The organism is Bacillus sp. 2CMS4F (genome assembly GCF_023161785.1).
Classification (GTDB): Bacteria; Bacillota; Bacilli; order Bacillales; family Bacillaceae; genus Bacillus; species Bacillus halotolerans.
On sequence record NZ_JALNTO010000002.1, the window covers coordinates 26314 to 44339 of the forward strand.

Here is an 18026-nt window from a genome sequence, read left to right on the forward strand (position 1 = left end):
CCTTTTTGCCCGAAAGCAAAAAGGTCTTTTTTGTGACGTTACAGATTTTGTATACCATTTGCTGTAAGCGTTTGCTACTATTGAGGTAAACGACGAAAAGGGTGATGGAATGAAAAAGATGGTCGCTGCAGTACTTTTTTCTGCTGTTTTTTTACTGAACGGGTGCGGATCTGAGGAGAATAAAGCACATACAGCAGCTGAGACGCCTGAGGTATTAGATGTAAAACTCACCGGACCGGAAAAAGTGAAGCCGGGAGAGAATGCTGCTTATGAAGCGGCGGTTTCTTACGGAGATGAAGCGGTGACAGATGCTGATGAAGTGGAGTTTGAGGTATGGAAAGACGGGGAAAAAAACGACAGCAAGATGTTTAAAGCCAAACAGGAAGATGGCGTATATCGATTTGATACAGAGTTTAAGGAAGATGGCGTATACACTGTGCAATCTCATGTCACTGCAAAAAAACAGCACAGCATGCCGACCTTAAAAGTCCAAGTCGGAGACGCCGATGCTGCCACCAAGCAACCTGAAGAAGATCAATCACACCATCATTGACCTTTTGGGTCTGAACCGGGAGCATTTCCTTCTTGAGGAGGGTCAATCGTGTGTTTTACATTATAGGCTTTTACAGTCGTCCAAACACTTACGAGCAAAACAGCCAGCACAATCAAAATACTTATCGTGATGAGAAGCGTCATGATTCCACCTCCGTTTTCAATAATTGTAACATAGTGGAAGACATTGTGGCAGACGGGTAAAATAAAGGTTTTAGCGTACGATATTAAGGGTATACACCTAATATAAACAAGGAGGAAGATAATATGTCAGAACAATTGATTCAAGCCGTGAACAAACAAGTAGCCAACTGGACAGTCATGTATGTGAAACTACATAATTATCACTGGTATGTAAAAGGGAAAGATTTCTTTACACTGCATGAAAAATTTGAAGAGCTTTATAACGAGACAGCAACTTATATTGATGATTTGGCAGAGCGTCTTTTGGCTTTGAACGGAAAACCGATCGCGACAATGAAAGAATCTTTGGAAACAGCTTCTGTAAAAGAAGCGAACGGAAACGAGACAGCAGAACAAATGGTTCAGAGTGTGTATGATGATTTTACAGTCATCGCGGAAGAACTGAAAAGCGGCATGGACTTAGCCGATGAGGTCGGAGACGAAACAACAGGGGACATGCTTCTTGCCATTCACCAAAATATTGAAAAACATAACTGGATGCTGAAAGCTTACCTTGGATAATAGAAAAGAAAGGCCGGATATCTTTGAAGATGTCCGGTTTTTGTTTTGTCTCGCAAAAATAGGCGACAACCAGTCCATTTTTCTGAAAAATCCAATCCGTTCGGCATGCTTTCCATAGAATATGGTAAGGCCGTTTCTGTGAAAGGATGTTGGGATAAATGGATAGAGACTTTGGCATCTTTTCGTTTTTTGCAGTCAGCGTTTCAGCAGCGGGGTTTTTCTTCGGAGGTTTTCAGTACTCACTCCTCATTCTGCTGTCTCTTATGGCAATTGAATTTATCAGTACGACCTTGAAGGAAACGATTATTCACAAACTGGCGATTAAGAAGGTTTTTGCACGTCTCGTCAAAAAATTAGTTACGTTGGCTCTGATTTCTGTCTGCCACTTTTTTGACCAGCTGCTGAATACACAGGGATCGATACGTGACTTGGCCATTATGTTTTATATTCTTTATGAATCTGTGCAAATTGTCGTGACAGCCAGCTCTCTCGGTATACCTGTTCCGGAAATGCTTGTGGATCTATTAGAAACGTTAAAAAATAAATTCAGGCGCAAACCGTAACTTTTATCTGTTCGCGGGTCATAATAAAGCCCAGAGCGTCAGTCATTTACATTTTGACAAGAGCTGCGGCCAAAAGCTGTACGAGCTGGTCTATCGTTTCAGATCCGGCTAGCGTGCTGGGTTTCCCTTATTTTTTGATAAAAAGCTTCCGAAGAAACGTAACTGTGGTATGATGTATGGAAGATAGCTAGGAACGGATTTGAGGGATAAACATGTACGAGTTTAAAGATTATTATCAGAATACTGTTCAGCTCTCCTTTGACAATCAGCCCTTTTCGGACAGCCCGAAGCATGTCTGGGTCATCTGCCGTTTTGGTGACAAATGGCTTTTGACAGAACATGAGGACAGAGGCTTTGAGTTTCCGGGCGGGAAAGTGGAACCGATGGAGTGCGCGGAAGAGGCGGCGCTTCGAGAAGTGAAGGAAGAAACAGGGGCGAGAGTGAAAAGCCTCAAGTATCTCGGACAGTATAAAGTTCTCGGAAAAGAAAAGGTTATTGTGAAAAATATATATTTTGCAGATATAGAGAAGCTTGAAAAGCAAAGCGATTACTTTGAAACGAAAGGGCCGGTTCTGTTTCATGAACTTCCGGAAAACTTGCCCCGCAATAAAAAATTCAGCTTTATTATGAAGGATTCTGTGCTTCCTATCAGTTTGAAAAAACTGAAAGAAGCGGGATGGATCAAGTAAAAACCCGGCTATCCGCCGGGTTTTTATGTTCTGCCCTTCGTCCATTTCTTTTCTAACAGTTCTACGCCCTGATACATCAGGGTGGCAAATACAGCAATGATCAACAGGCTTAAGAAGACGAGTGTAAAATTGAAGACTTGGAATCCGTAAATAATCATGTATCCTAATCCGACCTTTGAAACAAGAAATTCGCCTACGATAACACCGACCCACGATAAACCGACGTTTACCTTCAGTGTTGAAATAATAGCGGGCGAAGATGCGGGAAGAATCGCTTCTTTAAAAATAACCCACTTGTTTGCGCCGAATGTTTTCATTACTTTAATATAGTTTTCATCCACCTCTTGAAAGGCAGTATAAACGACGATGGTTGTGATGATGACACTGATGACCGCTCCCATCGCGATGATGCTGACAAAGCCGGGACCGAGCGCAACAATCAGAATAGGACCGAGCGCCACTTTCGGCATTGCATTTAAAATGACCAGATACGGATCTAATATCCTGGCAAGCCGATTGGACCACCATAACAACGCGGCAAGACACGTGCCAAGGAAAGTCCCCAGCAAAAAGCCAAGCACCGTCTCAAATAAAGTAACCCCGATATGCGACAGCAATGAGCCGTCAGCAACCTTTTCAATCAGTAAACGCCATACGGCTGATGGCGAGCTGAAGATGAGAGGATCAATCCAGCCCTGTCTGCTTGCGATTTCCCATCCGGAGAAAAAGAGGATAAATATCGCAAGCTGAAAAGAATGCACATTCCATTTCTCTTTTTTCTGTTTAAATTGATATTGCTCATGAAGCAGATCAATTGTTTCTTTGCTGTTTCTCAAGAGAATTCAGCTCCTTCCATATCGTTTGAAACAGCGTCTGGAAGGATGGCTCCTGACGGGCGTCAAAAGGCATCATCGCAGCCAATTCTCTAGGGATTGTAAAAATTTGATGAATGGTGCCCGGCTGATTAGAAAATAAAAAGATGGTATCACTCATCGCAATCGCTTCCCCTATATCATGAGTGACAAGCACCGCTGTTTTTTGATATTCCTTTAATGTGCGGAAAACGAGGTTTTCCAAAGACAGCTTCGTTTGAAAATCAAGCGCGGAAAATGGCTCATCCAGCAACAGCAGACTTGGATTTGGGGCTAGAGTTCTTGCAAGCGCGGCCCGCTGCCTCATCCCGCCTGACAGCTCCTTAGGATATTTCTTTTCAACATCAACGAGACCCAGATCCGGCAAAAGACCAAGTGCTGCGGCCTTGTTTTCTTCAGTAAGCGTGTCGGCAATTTTTAAACCGAGGAGCACATTTTCCTCAATGGATTTCCAGGGAAATAAGTAATCCTGCTGAAGCATGTAGCCAATGTTATGTTCTTTTTGATTCGGCTCGCGGCCTTCAATCAGAACTCTGCCTTCCGAGGGTTCAATTAAGCCTGCAATTATGGAAAGCAGTGTTGTTTTTCCGCAGCCGCTCGGACCGAGAAATGAGATGAAATCGCCTTTTTCGGCATCGAAATGAATGTCCTGTACGGCTGTTGTTTTTTCTTTAATAGAAAAATAAGTATGAGTTACATGGTCGACATGTAAAAAAGACATAGATGGCGCCTCCTATTTTTCCGAGGTGACTTTTTCGGCGATGTGTTTGTTCACAAGCTGACTGTATGGTATATGCTTTGGCAGTTCACCCGACTGATCCATAATCGTTTGGAGCAGTTCCCATTCTTTTTCGTTGAGGAGCGGGTCTGGAGAATACGAATTTTGTTTTTTGTAGCGTTCAATGGACGTTTCGATGACATCTGGATCTGTATCGTCAAATTCATTTTTAATCGCTTCTGTGATGTCCTTCGCTGAGTGGTTTACCACCCACTGCTGCGCTTTATAAATAGCTCTCGTGAATTTGACGGCTGTATCCTCGTTTTTCTTTAAATAGCTTTGTTTTGCCATAAATGTTGTATAAGGAACCTGGCCTGATTCTTCTCCGAACGAAGCAACGATGTGGCCGATGCCTTCTTTCTCAAAGAGTGAAGCAGTCGGTTCAAAAAGCTGGACATACTCACCGGTTCCAGAAGCAAAGGCATTGGATATATTGGCGAAGTCTATGTTTTGGATGAGTTCAATATCCTTATGCGGATCAATGTGATGTTGGTTCAGCACATACTCTCCGACCATTTGCGGCATACCGCCTTTTCTCTGGCCGAGAAAAGTCTTTCCTTTCAGCTGATCCCAGCTGAACTTTTCGGCATCTTCTCTTGCGACAAGGAACGTTCCGTCTGTCTGAGTCAGCTGTGCGAAGTTAATGACAGGGTCTTTAGCCCCTTGCGATTCGACATAAATGGATGTTTCTGAACCGACAAGAGCAATGTCCGAGCCGTTTGAAAGAAGCGAAGTCATCGTTTTATCGCCGCCCCAGGTCGTATTGACGTCAACATCAAGGCCTTCATCCTTGAAAAAGCCTTTAGATTCTGCAACATATAAAGGTGCATAAAAAATGGAATGGGTCACTTCGGCTACTTTTACTTTCGTGAGTGTTGCTTCCTGCTTGCAAGCGCTCAGGGCAATGATGAGAAACACACTGCAAACGCAGAAACAGCCCAGCCTTAACCATTTGTTCACATGACAACCTCCTTATTTAGCATCAAGTTAATATCCTTTTTTGCTTTACATATCGTATGATGGGTATAAAAATGTGTGAATGCCTAATCCGGGTTACAGGATTTATTTTTAAAGGCAGGAAAGAATAAAGAAAAAAGGAGGCGGGAGCATTGATTGTTGAGAAAAGAAGATTTCCGTCGCCGAGCCGGCATGTGCGTTTGTTTACCATCTGCTACCTTTCAAATGGCTTAAAAGTGAAAGGGCTGCTGGCGGAGCCGGCGGCACCTGGGCAATATGACGGATTTTTATATTTGCGCGGCGGTATTAAAAGTGTTGGAATGGTCAGACCGGGCCGAATTATCCAGTTTGCGTCCCAAGGATTTGTTGTATTTGCCCCCTTTTACAGAGGGAACCAGGGAGGAGAGGGCAACGAGGATTTTGCAGGAGAAGACAGAGAGGATGCTTTTTCCGCTTTTCGCCTGCTCCAGCAGCATCCGCAAGTGAAAAACAACAGAATTCATATTTTCGGTTTCTCCAGAGGCGGCATAATGGGAATGCTTACTGCGATTGAAATGGGACGGCATGCGGCTTCATTCGTTTCGTGGGGAGGCGTCAGTGATATGATTCTTACATATGAAGAGCGGCAGGATTTACGAAGAATGATGAAAAGAGTGATTGGGGGAACGCCGAAAAAGGTGCCTGACGAATACAAATGGCGAACGCCTTTTGACCAAGTGAACAAAATTGAGGCACCCGTTTTATTAATTCACGGAGAAAAAGACCAAAACGTTTCCATTCAGCATTCGTATTTATTTGAGGAGAAATTAAAACAGCTGCACAAGCCTGTAGAGACGTGGTACTACAGTACATTCACACATTATTTTCCGCCGAAGGAAAACCGGCGTATTGTGCGGCAGCTCACGCAGTGGATGAAAAACCGCTGACGGTGAAATATGTTATGATATAGAAAAAAGAGAACGAAAGGGGATTTCAATTTGGGAATGCCTGTTGAATTTAATACATTGATTGTGACAAAAGGAAAAGAAGTTCGCATAGATGAAAATATATTCAGATTAGAGAAAGACGGGTATCGCATTTATCCAATGGAGATTCCGATGGATGTCAGCAAAACAAAGTTTGGTGAAAAGTCAGGCACAGCCGAAGTGCAGAAGCTTGAATGGACAGACGGGCGGACAATCATTACGTACAAGCTGACTTCCTTGCATACAGTCAATTAAAACAAGCCAAGAGCTTAATTGCTCTTGGCTTTTGCTTTTTTAAACGAGAGGCCCGCCTGCTTGCGCGATGGCATCTGTATTTGTGAACTTTTTGAAGTTTTCTTTGAATTCGTTTGCCAGATACACAGCCTTTTCTCTGTATTCCTCTTTGTTATTCCACGTGTTTTCCGGCTGAAGGATATGATCGGGAACACCCGGAACATGAACCGGGATGTGCAGGCCGAAAATATCGTCAGTGGTCATTTGCACATTTTCTAATTTGCCTTCAATCGCTGCTTTTACCATCGCCCGTGTGTATGAAAGCTTCATGCGTTCGCCTGTGCCGTAGCCGCCGCCGGTCCAGCCGGTATTGACCAAGTAAACGTCTGCACCGTGTTCGTCGATTTTCTTGCCGAGCATTTCCGCATATACATGGGCCGGGAGCGGAAGGAACGGTGAACCGAAGCATGTGGAGAATGTCGTCTCAGGAGACGTGACGCCGCGTTCGGTTCCGGCTAGTTTACTCGTATAACCGCTTAAGAAGTGGTACATAGCCTGCTCCTTCGTCAGCTTGCTGATTGGCGGCAGAACGCCGAATGCATCAGCCGTCAAAAATACAATCGCTGACGGGTGGCCCGCAATGCTCGGAGAGACAATGTTGTCGATCATATGAATCGGGTAAGCGGCACGTGTGTTTTCTGTATAGAAGGAATCATCGTAATTGGCTTCACGCGTATCTTCATCTACAACAACATTTTCGAGAACGGATCCAAACCGAATCGCTTTAAAAATCTGCGGTTCCTTTTCTTCGCTTAAATGAATGCACTTGGCATAGCATCCGCCTTCGATATTGAAGACACCGGTATCCGACCAGCCGTGTTCATCATCACCGATCAGTTTCCGGTCAGCATCCGCCGAAAGGGTGGTCTTTCCTGTTCCCGACAGGCCGAAGAAAAGCGCGACATCGCCTTTTTCACCGACATTAGCGGAGCAATGCATGGATAAAATATCTCGCTCAGGCAGCAGGAAATTCATGATGGAGAAAATCGATTTTTTCATTTCTCCGGCATACTCCGTTCCGCCGATTAAAATCGTGCGCTTTTCGAAAGAAACAATAATAAAGGTTTCTGAATGTGTGCCGTCTGTTTTTGGGTCCGCTTTGAAATGCGGAGCGGAAAGAATGGTAAACGGCTGTTCGACTGTTTTTTTATCATTGTCTTCAGGACGGATAAACAGCTGTCTGGCAAATAAATTGTGCCATGCAAATTCATTAACGACGGTGATCGGCAGTCTGTATTTTTCATCGGCACCGGCAAATCCTTCGAAAACAAACAGCTCATCTCGCTGTTTCAGATAGCTGACAACTTTCGTGTACAGCCGGTCAAACGCTTCCTCGGAAATAGGCTGATTCACCGGACCCCAATCAATCTTACTCTTTGTGCTTGCTTCTTCTACAATGAATTTATCCTTCGGCGAACGTCCCGTGTAAGCGCCTGTGGTCGCCCGGACGGCACCCGTGGATGTCAAAATGCCTTCGCTGCGGGAAAGTACTTTTTCTGTAAGCTGAGCTGCAGATAAATTATGCTGCACATTAGGACTTGTTAATAAGGCTTGCAAATCAGCGGTTAAATCAACTGAGTTCATAAGAAACCTTCCTTTATCATTTTATTTGTGTTTTGCTAATTGTGAATTAGTATAACATATATTTTCAAATAGTCTATACTATTTATCGTTTTTTGTGTGTGCATTTCCATTGTTTTCCGCAATAAAGGCGTCTATTTCTCCTGATTCATATTGACATTGCAAACCCTTTTACGATAAGATATTTCATTGAGCGGATACTCTTATCCCGAGCTGGCGGAGGGACAGGCCCTATGAAGCCCAGCAACCGGTTTCTCTATTATTCATTATGTTCAAATTGTGTGAGACAACCAAGGTGCTAACCTGATGCAAGGTTGAATGATTCCTTGAGCGATAAGAGTGAAAGGCACAAAGACCAAACCCTTTCCTCGAACGGAAAAGGTTTTTTTATTTCATAAATATGCCAATTAACATCTCTAATATAAACGTAACATTGTATAAGAGGGAGCGAGTTCCGTATCATATATATAAGGTCTTTCGGGAGGCCTTGTGCAGGAGGAAGCAAATCATGAGTAAAAATCGTCGTTTATTTACATCAGAATCTGTTACGGAGGGGCATCCGGATAAAATCTGTGACCAGATTTCTGACAGCATTTTAGATGAAATTTTAAAGAAAGACCCTAACGCGCGTGTTGCTTGTGAAACGTCTGTGACAACTGGTTTGGTTCTTGTCAGCGGAGAAATCACAACTTCTACGTATGTTGACATTCCAAAAACGGTTCGTGAAACGATTAAAGAAATCGGATACACACGTGCAAAATACGGATTTGATGCGGAAACTTGTGCAGTTTTAACATCAATTGACGAGCAGTCTGCTGATATTGCGATGGGTGTAGACCAAGCGCTTGAAGCCCGTGAAGGCACAATGAGCGACGAAGAAATTGAAGCAATCGGGGCGGGTGACCAAGGTTTAATGTTCGGTTATGCGTGCAACGAAACGAAAGAGCTCATGCCTCTTCCGATTTCACTTGCTCATAAATTAGCCCGCCGCTTGAGTGAAGTGCGTAAAGAAGATGTTCTTCCTTACCTTCGCCCTGACGGCAAAACACAGGTAACGGTTGAGTATGATGAAAATAACAAACCTGTCCGCATTGACGCGATTGTTATTTCAACTCAGCATCACCCTGAAATTACGCTTGAGCAAATTCAGCGCAACATTAAAGAACATGTCATCAATCCGGTTGTTCCTGAAGAATTAATTGATGAAGAAACAAAATACTTCATTAACCCTACAGGCCGTTTCGTCATCGGAGGACCTCAAGGGGATGCGGGGCTTACAGGACGTAAAATCATCGTTGATACGTACGGCGGCTACGCACGTCACGGCGGCGGCGCGTTCTCTGGTAAGGATGCGACGAAAGTAGACCGTTCAGCTGCTTATGCTGCAAGATACGTTGCGAAAAACATTGTTGCGGCTGAGCTTGCAGATTCTTGCGAAGTGCAGCTTGCTTACGCGATCGGTGTTGCACAGCCTGTGTCTATCTCAATCAACACATTCGGTTCCGGAAAAGCTTCGGAGGAAAAACTGATTGAAGTTGTGCGCAATAACTTTGATTTACGACCTGCCGGCATTATCAAAATGCTTGATTTACGCCGTCCGATCTACAAACAGACTGCTGCGTACGGCCACTTTGGACGCCACGATGTTGACCTTCCGTGGGAGCGTACAGACAAAGCGGAACAGCTGCGTAAAGAAGCGTTAGGAGAATAATTTTATAGCCGCTTACTGGTTAAGCGGCTTTCCCTTTTTTATCGATGTATCCATGTTTATTTTTTTACATAACTGTGAAACCAAACACTGTTCACAGCGTCTATAAATAGGGGTTCAATGATGACAATTTTAAATATGGAGGCAATACTATGTGTGGATTTGTCGGGGTTTTTAACAAGCATCCGTTAACTCAAACCGCTGATCAAGAAGAACTAATCAAACAAATGAACCAAATGATCGTTCACCGCGGTCCTGACAGTGATGGATATTACCATGATGAGCACGTTGGATTCGGATTCAGACGGCTCAGCATTATTGATGTGGAAAATGGCGGACAGCCTTTATCATATGAAGATGAAAAATATTGGATTATTTTTAACGGGGAAATCTATAACTATATCGAACTGAGAAAAGAGCTTGAAGCAAAGGGATATACTTTCAACACAGATTCTGACACAGAGGTTCTTCTTGCGACTTACCGTCACTATAAAGAAGAAGCGGCTTCCAAGCTGCGCGGCATGTTTGCCTTTCTGATTTGGAATAAAAACGATCATGTTCTTTATGGAGCAAGAGATCCATTCGGCATTAAGCCGTTGTATTACACAACGATCAATGATCAGGTTTATTTTGCCTCAGAGAGAAAAAGTTTAATGGCAGCCCAAAATGATATTGAAATAGATAAAGAAGCATTACAGCAGTATATGTCTTTCCAATTCGTTCCTGAGCCAAGTACGCTTGATATTGATGTGAAAAAAGTAGAGCCGGGTTCTCAGTTTACAATCCGCCCTGACGGTGATATCACATTCAAAACGTATTTCAAGGCGCGCTTCCAGCCTGTTCAGACGGAAGAAGATAAACTTGTCAAAGAAGTCAGAGACGCTATCTATGACTCTGTAAACGTTCATATGAGAAGTGATGTGCCTGTCGGTTCATTCCTATCAGGCGGAATCGATTCTTCGTTTATTGTATCCGTTGCGAAAGAATTTCATCCAAACCTGAAAACATTTTCTGTCGGATTTGAACAGCAGGGCTTCAGTGAAGTTGATGTAGCGAAAGAAACTGCCGCTGCACTGGGCATTGAAAATATCAGCAAAGTCATTTCACCTGAAGAATACATGAACGAGCTTCCTAAAATCGTATGGCACTTTGATGATCCGCTTGCAGACCCGGCTGCGATTCCATTGTATTTCGTGGCGAAAGAAGCGAAAAAACACGTAACGGTTGCGTTATCTGGCGAAGGTGCGGACGAGCTGTTCGGCGGATACAACATCTACCGTGAACCGCTTTCCCTTAAACCGTTTGAACGCATTCCGTCCGGCTTGAAAAAGATGCTTCTGCACGTAGCGGCCGTTATGCCTGAGGGAATGAGAGGAAAGAGCCTGCTTGAGCGCGGCTGCACTCCGCTTCAGGAGCGTTATATCGGCAACGCGAAGATCTTTGAAGAATCCGTGAAGAAACAGCTGCTGAAGCACTATGATCCGAGCCTTTCGTATCGCGATGTGACGAAGCCTTACTTTACAGAAAGCAGCTCATACAGCGATATTAACAAAATGCAGTATGTCGATATCCACACTTGGATGCGAGGCGACATTTTGCTAAAAGCGGATAAAATGACGATGGCGAATTCTTTGGAATTGCGTGTGCCGTTCCTTGATAAAGTCGTATTTGACGTTGCTTCTAAAATTCCTGATGAGTTGAAAACAAAGAACGGTACGACAAAGTATCTCCTTCGCAAAGCTGCTGAAGGCATTGTGCCGGATCATGTATTGAACCGCAAAAAGCTCGGTTTCCCTGTACCGATCCGTCATTGGCTGAAAAACGAAATGAACGAATGGGTGCGCAGCATTATTCAGGAAAGCCAAACGGACGCTTATATCCATAAGGATTACGTTCTTCAGCTTCTTGAAGACCATTGTGCCGACAAGGCTGATAACAGCCGTAAAATTTGGACAGTGCTCATCTTTATGATCTGGCACAGCATCAATATTGAAAAACGGTATATGCCTGAAGAGCTGAGCCATCAGCCTAAAGAAGTCATCTTTGTCTAACAGATAAGGCTTTCGATTCGTCGAAAGCCTTGTTATTATACCAGTATTTCTCCATCATCATTGATTACCCTGCACATTCGTGTGAAATATTCAGAAAAATGATGTAATGATATTTTTTTCTAGGGGAGAAGGGAACATGCAAAAACAAAAACAAGAATTGCATCGCGGTCTGGAAGAAAGGCATATTTCTTTGATGTCTTTAGGGGCTGCCATAGGAGTGGGACTTTTCCTTGGCTCTGCATCAGCTATTCAATTAGCAGGACCGGGTATTTTGGTGGCATATGCCTGCAGCGGTCTGGTTATGTTTTTTATTATGAGGGCGCTTGGGGAAATGGCGATTCAAAAGCCGGTCGCGGGCTCTTTCAGCAGGTATGCGCGTGACTACTTAGGTCCGCTCGCAGGCTACTTAACCGGGTGGAATTACTGGTTCTTATGGGTTGTAACCTGTATGGCGGAAATCACCGCTGTCGGAATTTATATGGGATACTGGTTTCCGGATGTGCCCAATTGGATTTGGGCATTGTCGGCGCTGGTGATTATGACTGGTGTCAATTTCCTGGCCGTAAAGGCGTATGGAGAGCTGGAGTTTTGGTTCGCATTGATTAAAATTGTCGCGATCCTTTCTATGATTGCTGTCGGTTTATTAATGATCATTGCAGGCGTCGGCAATGGAGGTATTGCGACTGGCATCAGCAACTTGTGGAGCAACGGCGGATTTTTTCCTCATGGAATAAAAGGGGTTTTATTGTCACTTCAAATGGTGATGTTCGCGTATTTAGGCATTGAGATGATAGGGGTGACGGCCGGCGAAGTTAAAAACCCGCAAAAATCATTAGCGAAAGCGATTGATACGGTATTTTGGCGTATCTTGATTTTTTACGTCGGTGCTTTATTTGTTATCATGTCCATTTATCCGTGGCAGGAAATCGGATCGCAAGGAAGCCCTTTTGTACTCACGTTTGAAAAAGTGGGGATTCCATATGCGGCAGGCATCATTAACTTTGTCGTTCTGACGGCAGCGCTGTCTTCTTGCAACAGCGGCATATTCAGCACCGGACGTATGCTCTTTAACTTAGCGGAGCAGAGCGAGGCGCCAAAAGCATACGGTAAGCTGACCAAAGGCGGCATTCCGGGTAAAGCCGTACTGGCTTCTGCGGGTGCGTTATTAGTCGGTGTGCTGTTAAACTATGTTGTGCCTGCGAAGGTATTTACTTGGGTCACAAGCATTGCGACGTTCGGAGCGATTTGGACATGGGCGATCATCTTGCTTTCTCAGATCAAATATCGAAAAGGCATGCAGCCAAAGGATCAAAAGCAATTAAAATACAAAATGCCTTTTTACCCATTCACATCATATTTATCTTTGGCCTTTTTAGCATTTGTCATTATCCTGATGGCTTATAGCCCGGAAACAAGAGTCGCCATAATTGTCGGTCCGATTTGGTTTCTGATTTTGATAGCCGTTTATTATGGCAAAGGCTTTCATAAGAAAAACGCAGCTGTGTCAACTGAGCAACAGATCAGCTGACAAAAAGAGCTCCCGGAGGGCTCTTTTTTGTTTAAGTAAAGCTGCTCATAGAAAGCAGAGAATAGGAATATATTTTTTGCAAAGACTGCTTACAGTGGCGTCTTGTTTTTTATGATAAGATAAAAGTCACACGGTTATTTTTACATGTGAACGTTTTATGGAAAATTAAAAACCCGAACTGCATTTGGTTCGGGTCAGCGATGGTTATCGCTTAAATAATATTTTGAAAAATGGTAAAGTAAAACGAAGCTGGTCTTACATTTGCTGAAGTGATTTATAATATTGACCCTTTGCTACATATTCAGACCGTATTCTCTGCATGTCTTTTCGGTCTTCATCCGTCAAAGGACGGATGACTTTTGCCGGGCGACCGAAGGCTAGATGGCCTGGCGGAATGATTTTCCCCGGCGGAACAAGGCTGCCGGCACCGATAAATGCGCCTTCACCGATTTCGGCTCCGTCTAAAATGATTGAACCCATGCCGATTAAGGCGTTCTTACGGATCACGGCGCTATGGAGTGTAACCTGGTGGCCTATCGTGGCGTCATCTTCAATGAGAAGCGTCCGGTTCGGGCTTTGATGGAGGCAGCTTAAATCCTGGATATTGACTCTGTTACCGATTCTGGTCGGGGCTACATCTCCTCTTATGACAACTGAGAACCAAATGCTGGATTGTTCCCCGATGACCACATCACCGGTAATTGTTGCATTATCGGCTACAAAAGCCGTTGGGTGGATTTCTGGCGTGTATTCCTTATAAGGGTAAATCATATATCTTTCATCCTTCTTTCTCTATTTAATTTTTGTATGAGGTGAACCGCATGTGGACCTGGAAAGCAGACAGACCTGTGGCAGTGATTGTTATGATCCACGGGGCAAGTGAACATCATGGACGATATAAATGGCTGAGTGAAATGTGGAGATCTTCGGGTTATCACGTTGTAATGGGTGATCTGCCGGGACAAGGGACAACCACCCGGGCCAGAGGTCATATTCGCTCATTTCAAGAATACATTGATGAAGTAGATACTTGGATAGATAAAGCGCGAACCTTTGAGCTGCCTGTTTTTCTTCTCGGCCACAGCATGGGCGGCCTGATTGCGATTGAATGGTTTAAACAGCAGAGAAACCCCCGCATTACGGGAATTATTTTATCATCACCGTGTCTCGGGCTGCAAATTAAAGTCAATAAAGTGCTTGATCTTGCATCAAAGGGGCTGAATGTCATTGCCCCGTCGCTTAAAGTTGATTCGGGATTATCGATTGATATGGCGACACGCAATGAAGATGTCATCGAAGCAGGCCAGAACGATCCCCTCTTTGTGAAGAAGGTTTCTGTCAGATGGTACAGAGAGCTGTTAAAAACTCTCGAGTCTGCCATGGTGCCGACAGAGGCTTTTCTGAGGGTGCCGCTTTTGGTCATGCAGGCCGGAGATGACAAGCTAGTCGATAAAACGAAGGTCATCAAGTGGTTTTCAGGGGTTGCTTCCCACAATAAGTCATATAGGGAATGGGAAGGGCTTTATCATGAAATATTTAATGAACCGGAAAGAGAAGACGTTTTTAAAGCCGCAAGAGCATTTACTGATCAATATATTTGAACTAGGGGGGTGCATGTGTTGACAGTACCGGAACATCCTTTTGGACTGATGGCAAAAGTATATCGTGATATTTTTCCGCTCGTTCATCAAGAGCTGAACATATGGAAGCAAAAATCAGAAGCAATTAAAAACAGTGAATTAAAAGCACAGGCAACCGCAAGTATTCGAGATAAAACGTTTCATTGCGAAGGCGGCGGCATATTGGCCTTATTGTCAGGAAATCATAAGCAGAAATGTGTTGAGTTCATCATCGCATACCAAACGATCAGCGACTACCTGGACAATTTGTGCGACCGCAGCACATCACTTGACCCGCAAGATTTTCGAATGCTTCACACCTCTATGCAGGACGCATTGACAGTGGGAGCTGAACCGCAACATTATTATCAATTCAGGGACGAGCAGGATGACAGCGGATATTTGCAGGAATTGGTGAAAACGTGCCAGCGTGTCCTCGGATCTATTGAACACTACGAAATGATTAAACCTTATCTGCTTGAGCTTTGCGGCTATTATTGCGATTTGCAGGTGCATAAGCACGTTGTTGAGCATGAGCGTGTCCCGCGCCTTGAAAAGTGGTTTACCCAATATGAATCAGAGCTTCCCGAGATGGAATGGTATGAATTCTCAGCTTGTGCAGGCTCCACGCTAGGCATTTTCTGTCTTGTCGCATATTCGTTTCAGCCCGATTTTACTGAAAGCACCGCAAAAAAAATCCGCAACAGTTATTTTCCTTACATACAAGGTCTTCATATTCTGCTTGATTATTTGATTGACCAGGAGGAGGACTTGCTTGAAGGGGACTTGAATTTCTGCTCGTATTATCAGTCGCATGAAGAAATGATGAATCGGCTGCAGCACTTTATTCAGAAAGCCGATGAACATCTGCACGGCATTCCGCACGAAAACTTCCACCGCTTAATCAACCGCGGCTTGCTGGGTGTCTATTTGTCTGATGATAAAGTGGCGGGCCAAAAGGAAATGGGCCGGCTCGCGAAAAAGCTGATCAAAGCAAGCGGAAAAACCTCCTTTTTCTTTTATATCAACGGCAGAGCCTACAGAAAGTTTCAAAAAATGGCCTGGATGAAAAACTCAAAGAAAAAAGCTCAAATCATTTGCTGATTTGAGCTTTTTTTTCGATAGCAATAATAAACGGCGGGTCATTTTGCTGATTGATAAATCCGTATGTTAAGACACGGGCTGTTTGCTGATCCAAGTCCCGGCAAAAGTCTACCACGTCGTTTTTTTCAGCTTTGCCTTCCGGGTGGCCGTGATAGACGACCAAAACAATCAGGCCTTCATCTTTCATGATGCTGAGAAGCTGTTCAATTGCTTGGATCGTTGAATTGCCGTTTGTCGTAATCGATTTGTCCCCGCCTGGCAGATAGCCGAGGTTAAACACAGCGGCCGCCACTTTGCCGTGTGTTTCCTGCGGAAGTGATTCAGCAATTTTGTCATGGCTTTTATGAAATAAAGTTGTCCGGTTTTGATAGGTGTCACCGAGCCGCTCCTTCGTATTGGCCACTGCTGATTCTTGTATATCAAATGCGTATACATGGCCGTTTTCACCGACAAGCTCAGCTAAAAACAGGGTGTCGTGCCCGTTCCCCATTGTGGCGTCAACAACGATGTCTCCATCCCCTGCGGCCATTTTCAGCAGCTCTTTACTGTAGGGAAGAATTTTTTTCAGAATCATAAGGCCGATTCCTCCTGAAGACGCTGAAAGAACTTACCTTGGTAGCTGCCGCGGTTTTCAAGTTCTTTATTGATAGCGCCAAGCACTTCCCATTTGTTCACACTCCACATCGGCCCAATCATCAATTCAATCGGCCCGTCACCTGTGATACGGTGTACGATCATTTCGGGCGGGATGATTTCAAGCTGGTCACAGACGAGCTGCACATAATCGTCTTGAGAGAGAAATTCCAGCTTTCCTTTTTCGTATTGTTTCACCATCGGCGTGCCCTTTAGCAGGTGAAGCAAATGGATTTTAATACCCTGGACGTCCAAATCTGCCACTGCTTTTGCCGTTTCCATCATCATATCGCGGTCTTCCAGAGGAAGTCCGTTGATTATATGCGAGCAGACGCGTATGCCGTGTTTTCTTAGCTTATTCACACCTTCAACGTAGCAGTCAAAGTCATGTGCCCGGTTGATCAGAAGAGCTGTGCGTTCGTGAACTGTCTGAAGCCCAAGCTCCACCCAAAGATACGTGCGTTCATTCAGTTCTGCCAAATACTCAACAACGTCATCCGGCAGGCAGTCCGGACGTGTGGCGATTGAAAGACCGACCACATCGTCGAGCGCGAGAACAGACTCGAATTTCTCTCGCAGCACGTCAACCGGAGCATGCGTATTGGTGAACGCTTGGAAATAAGCGATATATTTCCCGTCCTTCCATTTTTCGTGCATGCGGTTTTTAATGTCGTGGAATTGTGTCATTAAATCATCGGCCCGGTTTCCTGCAAAGTCACCGGAGCCCGCAGCGCTGCAAAAGGTACAGCCGCCGTGAGCGACAGTGCCGTCCCGGTTCGGGCAGTCGAAGCCGCCGTCAAGCGCTACTTTAAATACCTTATGCCCGAAATGATCTCTGAGATGATAATTTAATGTATGATAGCGTTTTTCCGTATTTGAATAAGGAAAAGGATTATTCTGAATCACGATTAATGCCTCCTTGCGTACAATTGCATCCTAAAATTGTAGCACGCATTTCATATGAGAACAAATGAATATCGACCATAAATTTCTTTATTGAATCGTGTCTGATGAGGCTACACTATGGATGATGGATTGTTTCCATTACCAAGAGGAGGGGTTACTGTGGCAACAAGACAATCAGTAGATGAACATCTCCAACAATGTATGCAGGCGTATGATTATGCTGAAGAACAGCTGAAAATCGCTTCTAAACAAGAGCATTATAACGACCAAGAATACAGTGATGCGCAAATGCAGATTGAAAATGCGGTAAATGCCTTGAATAAACTATGGCTGTCATCAAATGATCAGCAGAGAGAACAGCTGTACAGAATGAGACTTCAGCTTCAAGCTTTGCAAAATAATATGATCTTGCAGCACCCTCTTGATGTGTAAGAAACGGACCCTTTTGATAAGGGTCCATTTTTTTTGTAAAAAAAGGATTGACTTTGCACAGTAAAGTATTTATTGTATTAAGTGTACTA

The 18026-nt window shown here is 44.2% G+C and carries 20 protein-coding genes and 1 riboswitch; of the genes, 12 read left to right on the forward strand and 8 right to left on the reverse strand.

Annotated features, from left to right (window positions below):
* The first annotated feature begins 109 nt into the window (after positions 1-109).
* Positions 110-553, forward strand: coding sequence for a FixH family protein (locus MTN95_RS03440; protein ID WP_202852648.1), 444 nt, complete (start codon positions 110-112; stop codon positions 551-553).
* Here MTN95_RS03440 and ytzI read toward each other — a convergent pair.
* Positions 547-696 carry a YtzI protein gene (ytzI, locus tag MTN95_RS03445; protein ID WP_044153683.1) on the reverse strand — a complete coding sequence of 50 codons (150 nt, stop codon included), beginning with the start codon at positions 694-696 and terminating at the stop codon, positions 547-549. The two genes, MTN95_RS03440 and ytzI, sit on opposite strands and share 7 nt — an antisense overlap.
* Positions 697-819: 123 nt before the next feature.
* Here ytzI and MTN95_RS03450 point away from each other — a divergent pair, with 123 nt between their 5' ends.
* The 3 genes from MTN95_RS03450 to ytkD all read left to right on the forward strand — a co-directional run bounded on the left by MTN95_RS03450 (position 820) and on the right by ytkD (position 2509).
* On the forward strand, positions 820-1257 hold the full coding sequence (locus tag MTN95_RS03450; protein WP_010331587.1) for a Dps family protein: 438 nt from the start codon (positions 820-822) through the stop codon (positions 1255-1257).
* A gap of 158 nt (positions 1258-1415) precedes the next feature.
* Positions 1416-1820 (forward strand): phage holin family protein, encoded by a 405-nt coding sequence (locus MTN95_RS03455; RefSeq protein ID WP_202852647.1) that lies wholly within the window; start codon positions 1416-1418, stop codon positions 1818-1820.
* A gap of 212 nt (positions 1821-2032) precedes the next feature.
* Positions 2033-2509: an RNA deprotection pyrophosphohydrolase gene (gene ytkD / locus MTN95_RS03460; RefSeq protein WP_202852646.1), complete on the forward strand. Its 477-nt coding sequence runs from the start codon at positions 2033-2035 to the stop codon at positions 2507-2509.
* A 23-nt stretch (positions 2510-2532) separates the two neighbouring features.
* Here the strand turns inward: ytkD and MTN95_RS03465 are convergent, their stop codons facing one another.
* Genes MTN95_RS03465 through MTN95_RS03475 form a run of 3 tightly spaced genes read right to left on the reverse strand, consistent with a single transcriptional unit; the run spans position 2533 to position 5119 of the window.
* Entirely contained in the window at positions 2533-3345 is an 813-nt protein-coding gene (locus MTN95_RS03465; protein WP_198097398.1) for an ABC transporter permease, read from the reverse strand.
* On the reverse strand, positions 3320-4102 hold the full coding sequence (locus MTN95_RS03470) for an ABC transporter ATP-binding protein (RefSeq protein ID WP_024122588.1): 783 nt from the start codon (positions 4100-4102) through the stop codon (positions 3320-3322). The genes MTN95_RS03465 and MTN95_RS03470 overlap by 26 nt, the downstream gene beginning before the upstream one ends.
* A gap of 12 nt (positions 4103-4114) precedes the next feature.
* On the reverse strand, positions 4115-5119 hold the full coding sequence (locus MTN95_RS03475) for an ABC transporter substrate-binding protein (protein ID WP_202852645.1): 1005 nt from the start codon (positions 5117-5119) through the stop codon (positions 4115-4117).
* Positions 5120-5268: 149 nt separating this feature from the next.
* Between MTN95_RS03475 and MTN95_RS03480 the strand changes: the two genes are divergently transcribed.
* Both MTN95_RS03480 and MTN95_RS03485 read left to right on the forward strand, forming a co-directional pair.
* Positions 5269-6042 (forward strand): alpha/beta hydrolase family protein, encoded by a 774-nt coding sequence (locus MTN95_RS03480; RefSeq protein ID WP_248336956.1) that lies wholly within the window; start codon positions 5269-5271, stop codon positions 6040-6042.
* Between the two features lie 51 nt (positions 6043-6093).
* Positions 6094-6336: a DUF2584 domain-containing protein gene (locus tag MTN95_RS03485; RefSeq protein ID WP_024122585.1), complete on the forward strand. Its 243-nt coding sequence runs from the start codon at positions 6094-6096 to the stop codon at positions 6334-6336.
* Positions 6337-6375: 39 nt separating this feature from the next.
* On the opposite strand, the gene pckA is transcribed toward MTN95_RS03485, so the two are convergent.
* Positions 6376-7959, reverse strand: a complete 1584-nt coding sequence (gene pckA / locus MTN95_RS03490) for a phosphoenolpyruvate carboxykinase (ATP) (protein ID WP_105990164.1) — start codon at positions 7957-7959, stop codon at positions 6376-6378.
* Between the two features lie 197 nt (positions 7960-8156).
* A riboswitch (SAM riboswitch) is annotated at positions 8157-8296 on the forward strand.
* A 168-nt stretch (positions 8297-8464) separates the two neighbouring features.
* Between pckA and metK the strand changes: the two genes are divergently transcribed.
* The 3 genes from metK to alaP all read left to right on the forward strand — a co-directional run bounded on the left by metK (position 8465) and on the right by alaP (position 13243).
* On the forward strand, positions 8465-9667 hold the full coding sequence (gene metK, locus MTN95_RS03495; RefSeq protein WP_010331578.1) for a methionine adenosyltransferase: 1203 nt from the start codon (positions 8465-8467) through the stop codon (positions 9665-9667).
* Positions 9668-9816: 149 nt separating this feature from the next.
* Entirely contained in the window at positions 9817-11715 is a 1899-nt protein-coding gene (gene asnB, locus MTN95_RS03500) for an asparagine synthase (glutamine-hydrolyzing) (RefSeq protein WP_248336958.1), read from the forward strand.
* Positions 11716-11851: 136 nt separating this feature from the next.
* Positions 11852-13243: an amino acid permease gene (alaP, locus tag MTN95_RS03505; RefSeq protein WP_248336960.1), complete on the forward strand. Its 1392-nt coding sequence runs from the start codon at positions 11852-11854 to the stop codon at positions 13241-13243.
* Between the two features lie 255 nt (positions 13244-13498).
* Here alaP and MTN95_RS03510 read toward each other — a convergent pair whose 3' ends face one another.
* Complete coding sequence (locus MTN95_RS03510) at positions 13499-14014, reverse strand: gamma carbonic anhydrase (RefSeq protein ID WP_095714573.1); 516 nt, start codon at positions 14012-14014, stop codon at positions 13499-13501.
* Between the two features lie 50 nt (positions 14015-14064).
* Here MTN95_RS03510 and MTN95_RS03515 point away from each other — a divergent pair, with 50 nt between their 5' ends.
* Both MTN95_RS03515 and tbcS read left to right on the forward strand, forming a co-directional pair.
* Positions 14065-14844, forward strand: coding sequence for an alpha/beta hydrolase (locus MTN95_RS03515; protein WP_227598088.1), 780 nt, complete (start codon positions 14065-14067; stop codon positions 14842-14844).
* An 18-nt stretch (positions 14845-14862) separates the two neighbouring features.
* Positions 14863-15966, forward strand: coding sequence for a tetraprenyl-beta-curcumene synthase (gene tbcS, locus MTN95_RS03520; protein ID WP_202852661.1), 1104 nt, complete (start codon positions 14863-14865; stop codon positions 15964-15966).
* Here the strand turns inward: tbcS and mnmM are convergent.
* Positions 15956-16540 carry a tRNA 5-(aminomethyl)-2-thiouridylate-methyltransferase MnmM gene (mnmM, locus tag MTN95_RS03525; RefSeq protein ID WP_202852644.1) on the reverse strand — a complete coding sequence of 195 codons (585 nt, stop codon included), beginning with the start codon at positions 16538-16540 and terminating at the stop codon, positions 15956-15958. The genes tbcS and mnmM overlap by 11 nt on opposite strands.
* Complete coding sequence (gene mnmL / locus MTN95_RS03530; RefSeq protein ID WP_213417855.1) at positions 16537-17505, reverse strand: tRNA modification radical SAM protein MnmL/YtqA; 969 nt, start codon at positions 17503-17505, stop codon at positions 16537-16539. Before mnmL ends, mnmM begins: the two co-directional genes overlap by 4 nt.
* A gap of 159 nt (positions 17506-17664) precedes the next feature.
* Between mnmL and MTN95_RS03535 the strand changes: the two genes are divergently transcribed.
* Positions 17665-17937 (forward strand): YtzC family protein, encoded by a 273-nt coding sequence (locus tag MTN95_RS03535; RefSeq protein ID WP_010331570.1) that lies wholly within the window; start codon positions 17665-17667, stop codon positions 17935-17937.
* Positions 17938-18026: the final 89 nt, after the last annotated feature.

Excerpts from the sequence above, each read along its gene's own strand:
- MTN95_RS03440 (WP_202852648.1), top strand. The coding sequence starts at position 110 with ATGAAAAAGATGGTCGCTGCAGTACTTTTTTCTGCTGTTTTTTTACTG.
- ytzI (WP_044153683.1), bottom strand. The coding sequence starts at position 696 with ATGACGCTTCTCATCACGATAAGTATTTTGATTGTGCTGGCTGTTTTG.
- MTN95_RS03450 (WP_010331587.1), top strand. The coding sequence starts at position 820 with ATGTCAGAACAATTGATTCAAGCCGTGAACAAACAAGTAGCCAACTGG.
- MTN95_RS03455 (WP_202852647.1), top strand. The coding sequence starts at position 1,416 with ATGGATAGAGACTTTGGCATCTTTTCGTTTTTTGCAGTCAGCGTTTCA.
- ytkD (WP_202852646.1), top strand. The coding sequence starts at position 2,033 with ATGTACGAGTTTAAAGATTATTATCAGAATACTGTTCAGCTCTCCTTT.
- MTN95_RS03470 (WP_024122588.1), bottom strand. The coding sequence starts at position 4,102 with ATGTCTTTTTTACATGTCGACCATGTAACTCATACTTATTTTTCTATT.
- pckA (WP_105990164.1), bottom strand. The coding sequence starts at position 7,959 with ATGAACTCAGTTGATTTAACCGCTGATTTGCAAGCCTTATTAACAAGT.
- metK (WP_010331578.1), top strand. The coding sequence starts at position 8,465 with ATGAGTAAAAATCGTCGTTTATTTACATCAGAATCTGTTACGGAGGGG.
- asnB (WP_248336958.1), top strand. The coding sequence starts at position 9,817 with ATGTGTGGATTTGTCGGGGTTTTTAACAAGCATCCGTTAACTCAAACC.
- alaP (WP_248336960.1), top strand. The coding sequence starts at position 11,852 with ATGCAAAAACAAAAACAAGAATTGCATCGCGGTCTGGAAGAAAGGCAT.
- MTN95_RS03510 (WP_095714573.1), bottom strand. The coding sequence starts at position 14,014 with ATGATTTACCCTTATAAGGAATACACGCCAGAAATCCACCCAACGGCT.
- MTN95_RS03515 (WP_227598088.1), top strand. The coding sequence starts at position 14,065 with ATGTGGACCTGGAAAGCAGACAGACCTGTGGCAGTGATTGTTATGATC.
- mnmM (WP_202852644.1), bottom strand. The coding sequence starts at position 16,540 with ATGATTCTGAAAAAAATTCTTCCCTACAGTAAAGAGCTGCTGAAAATG.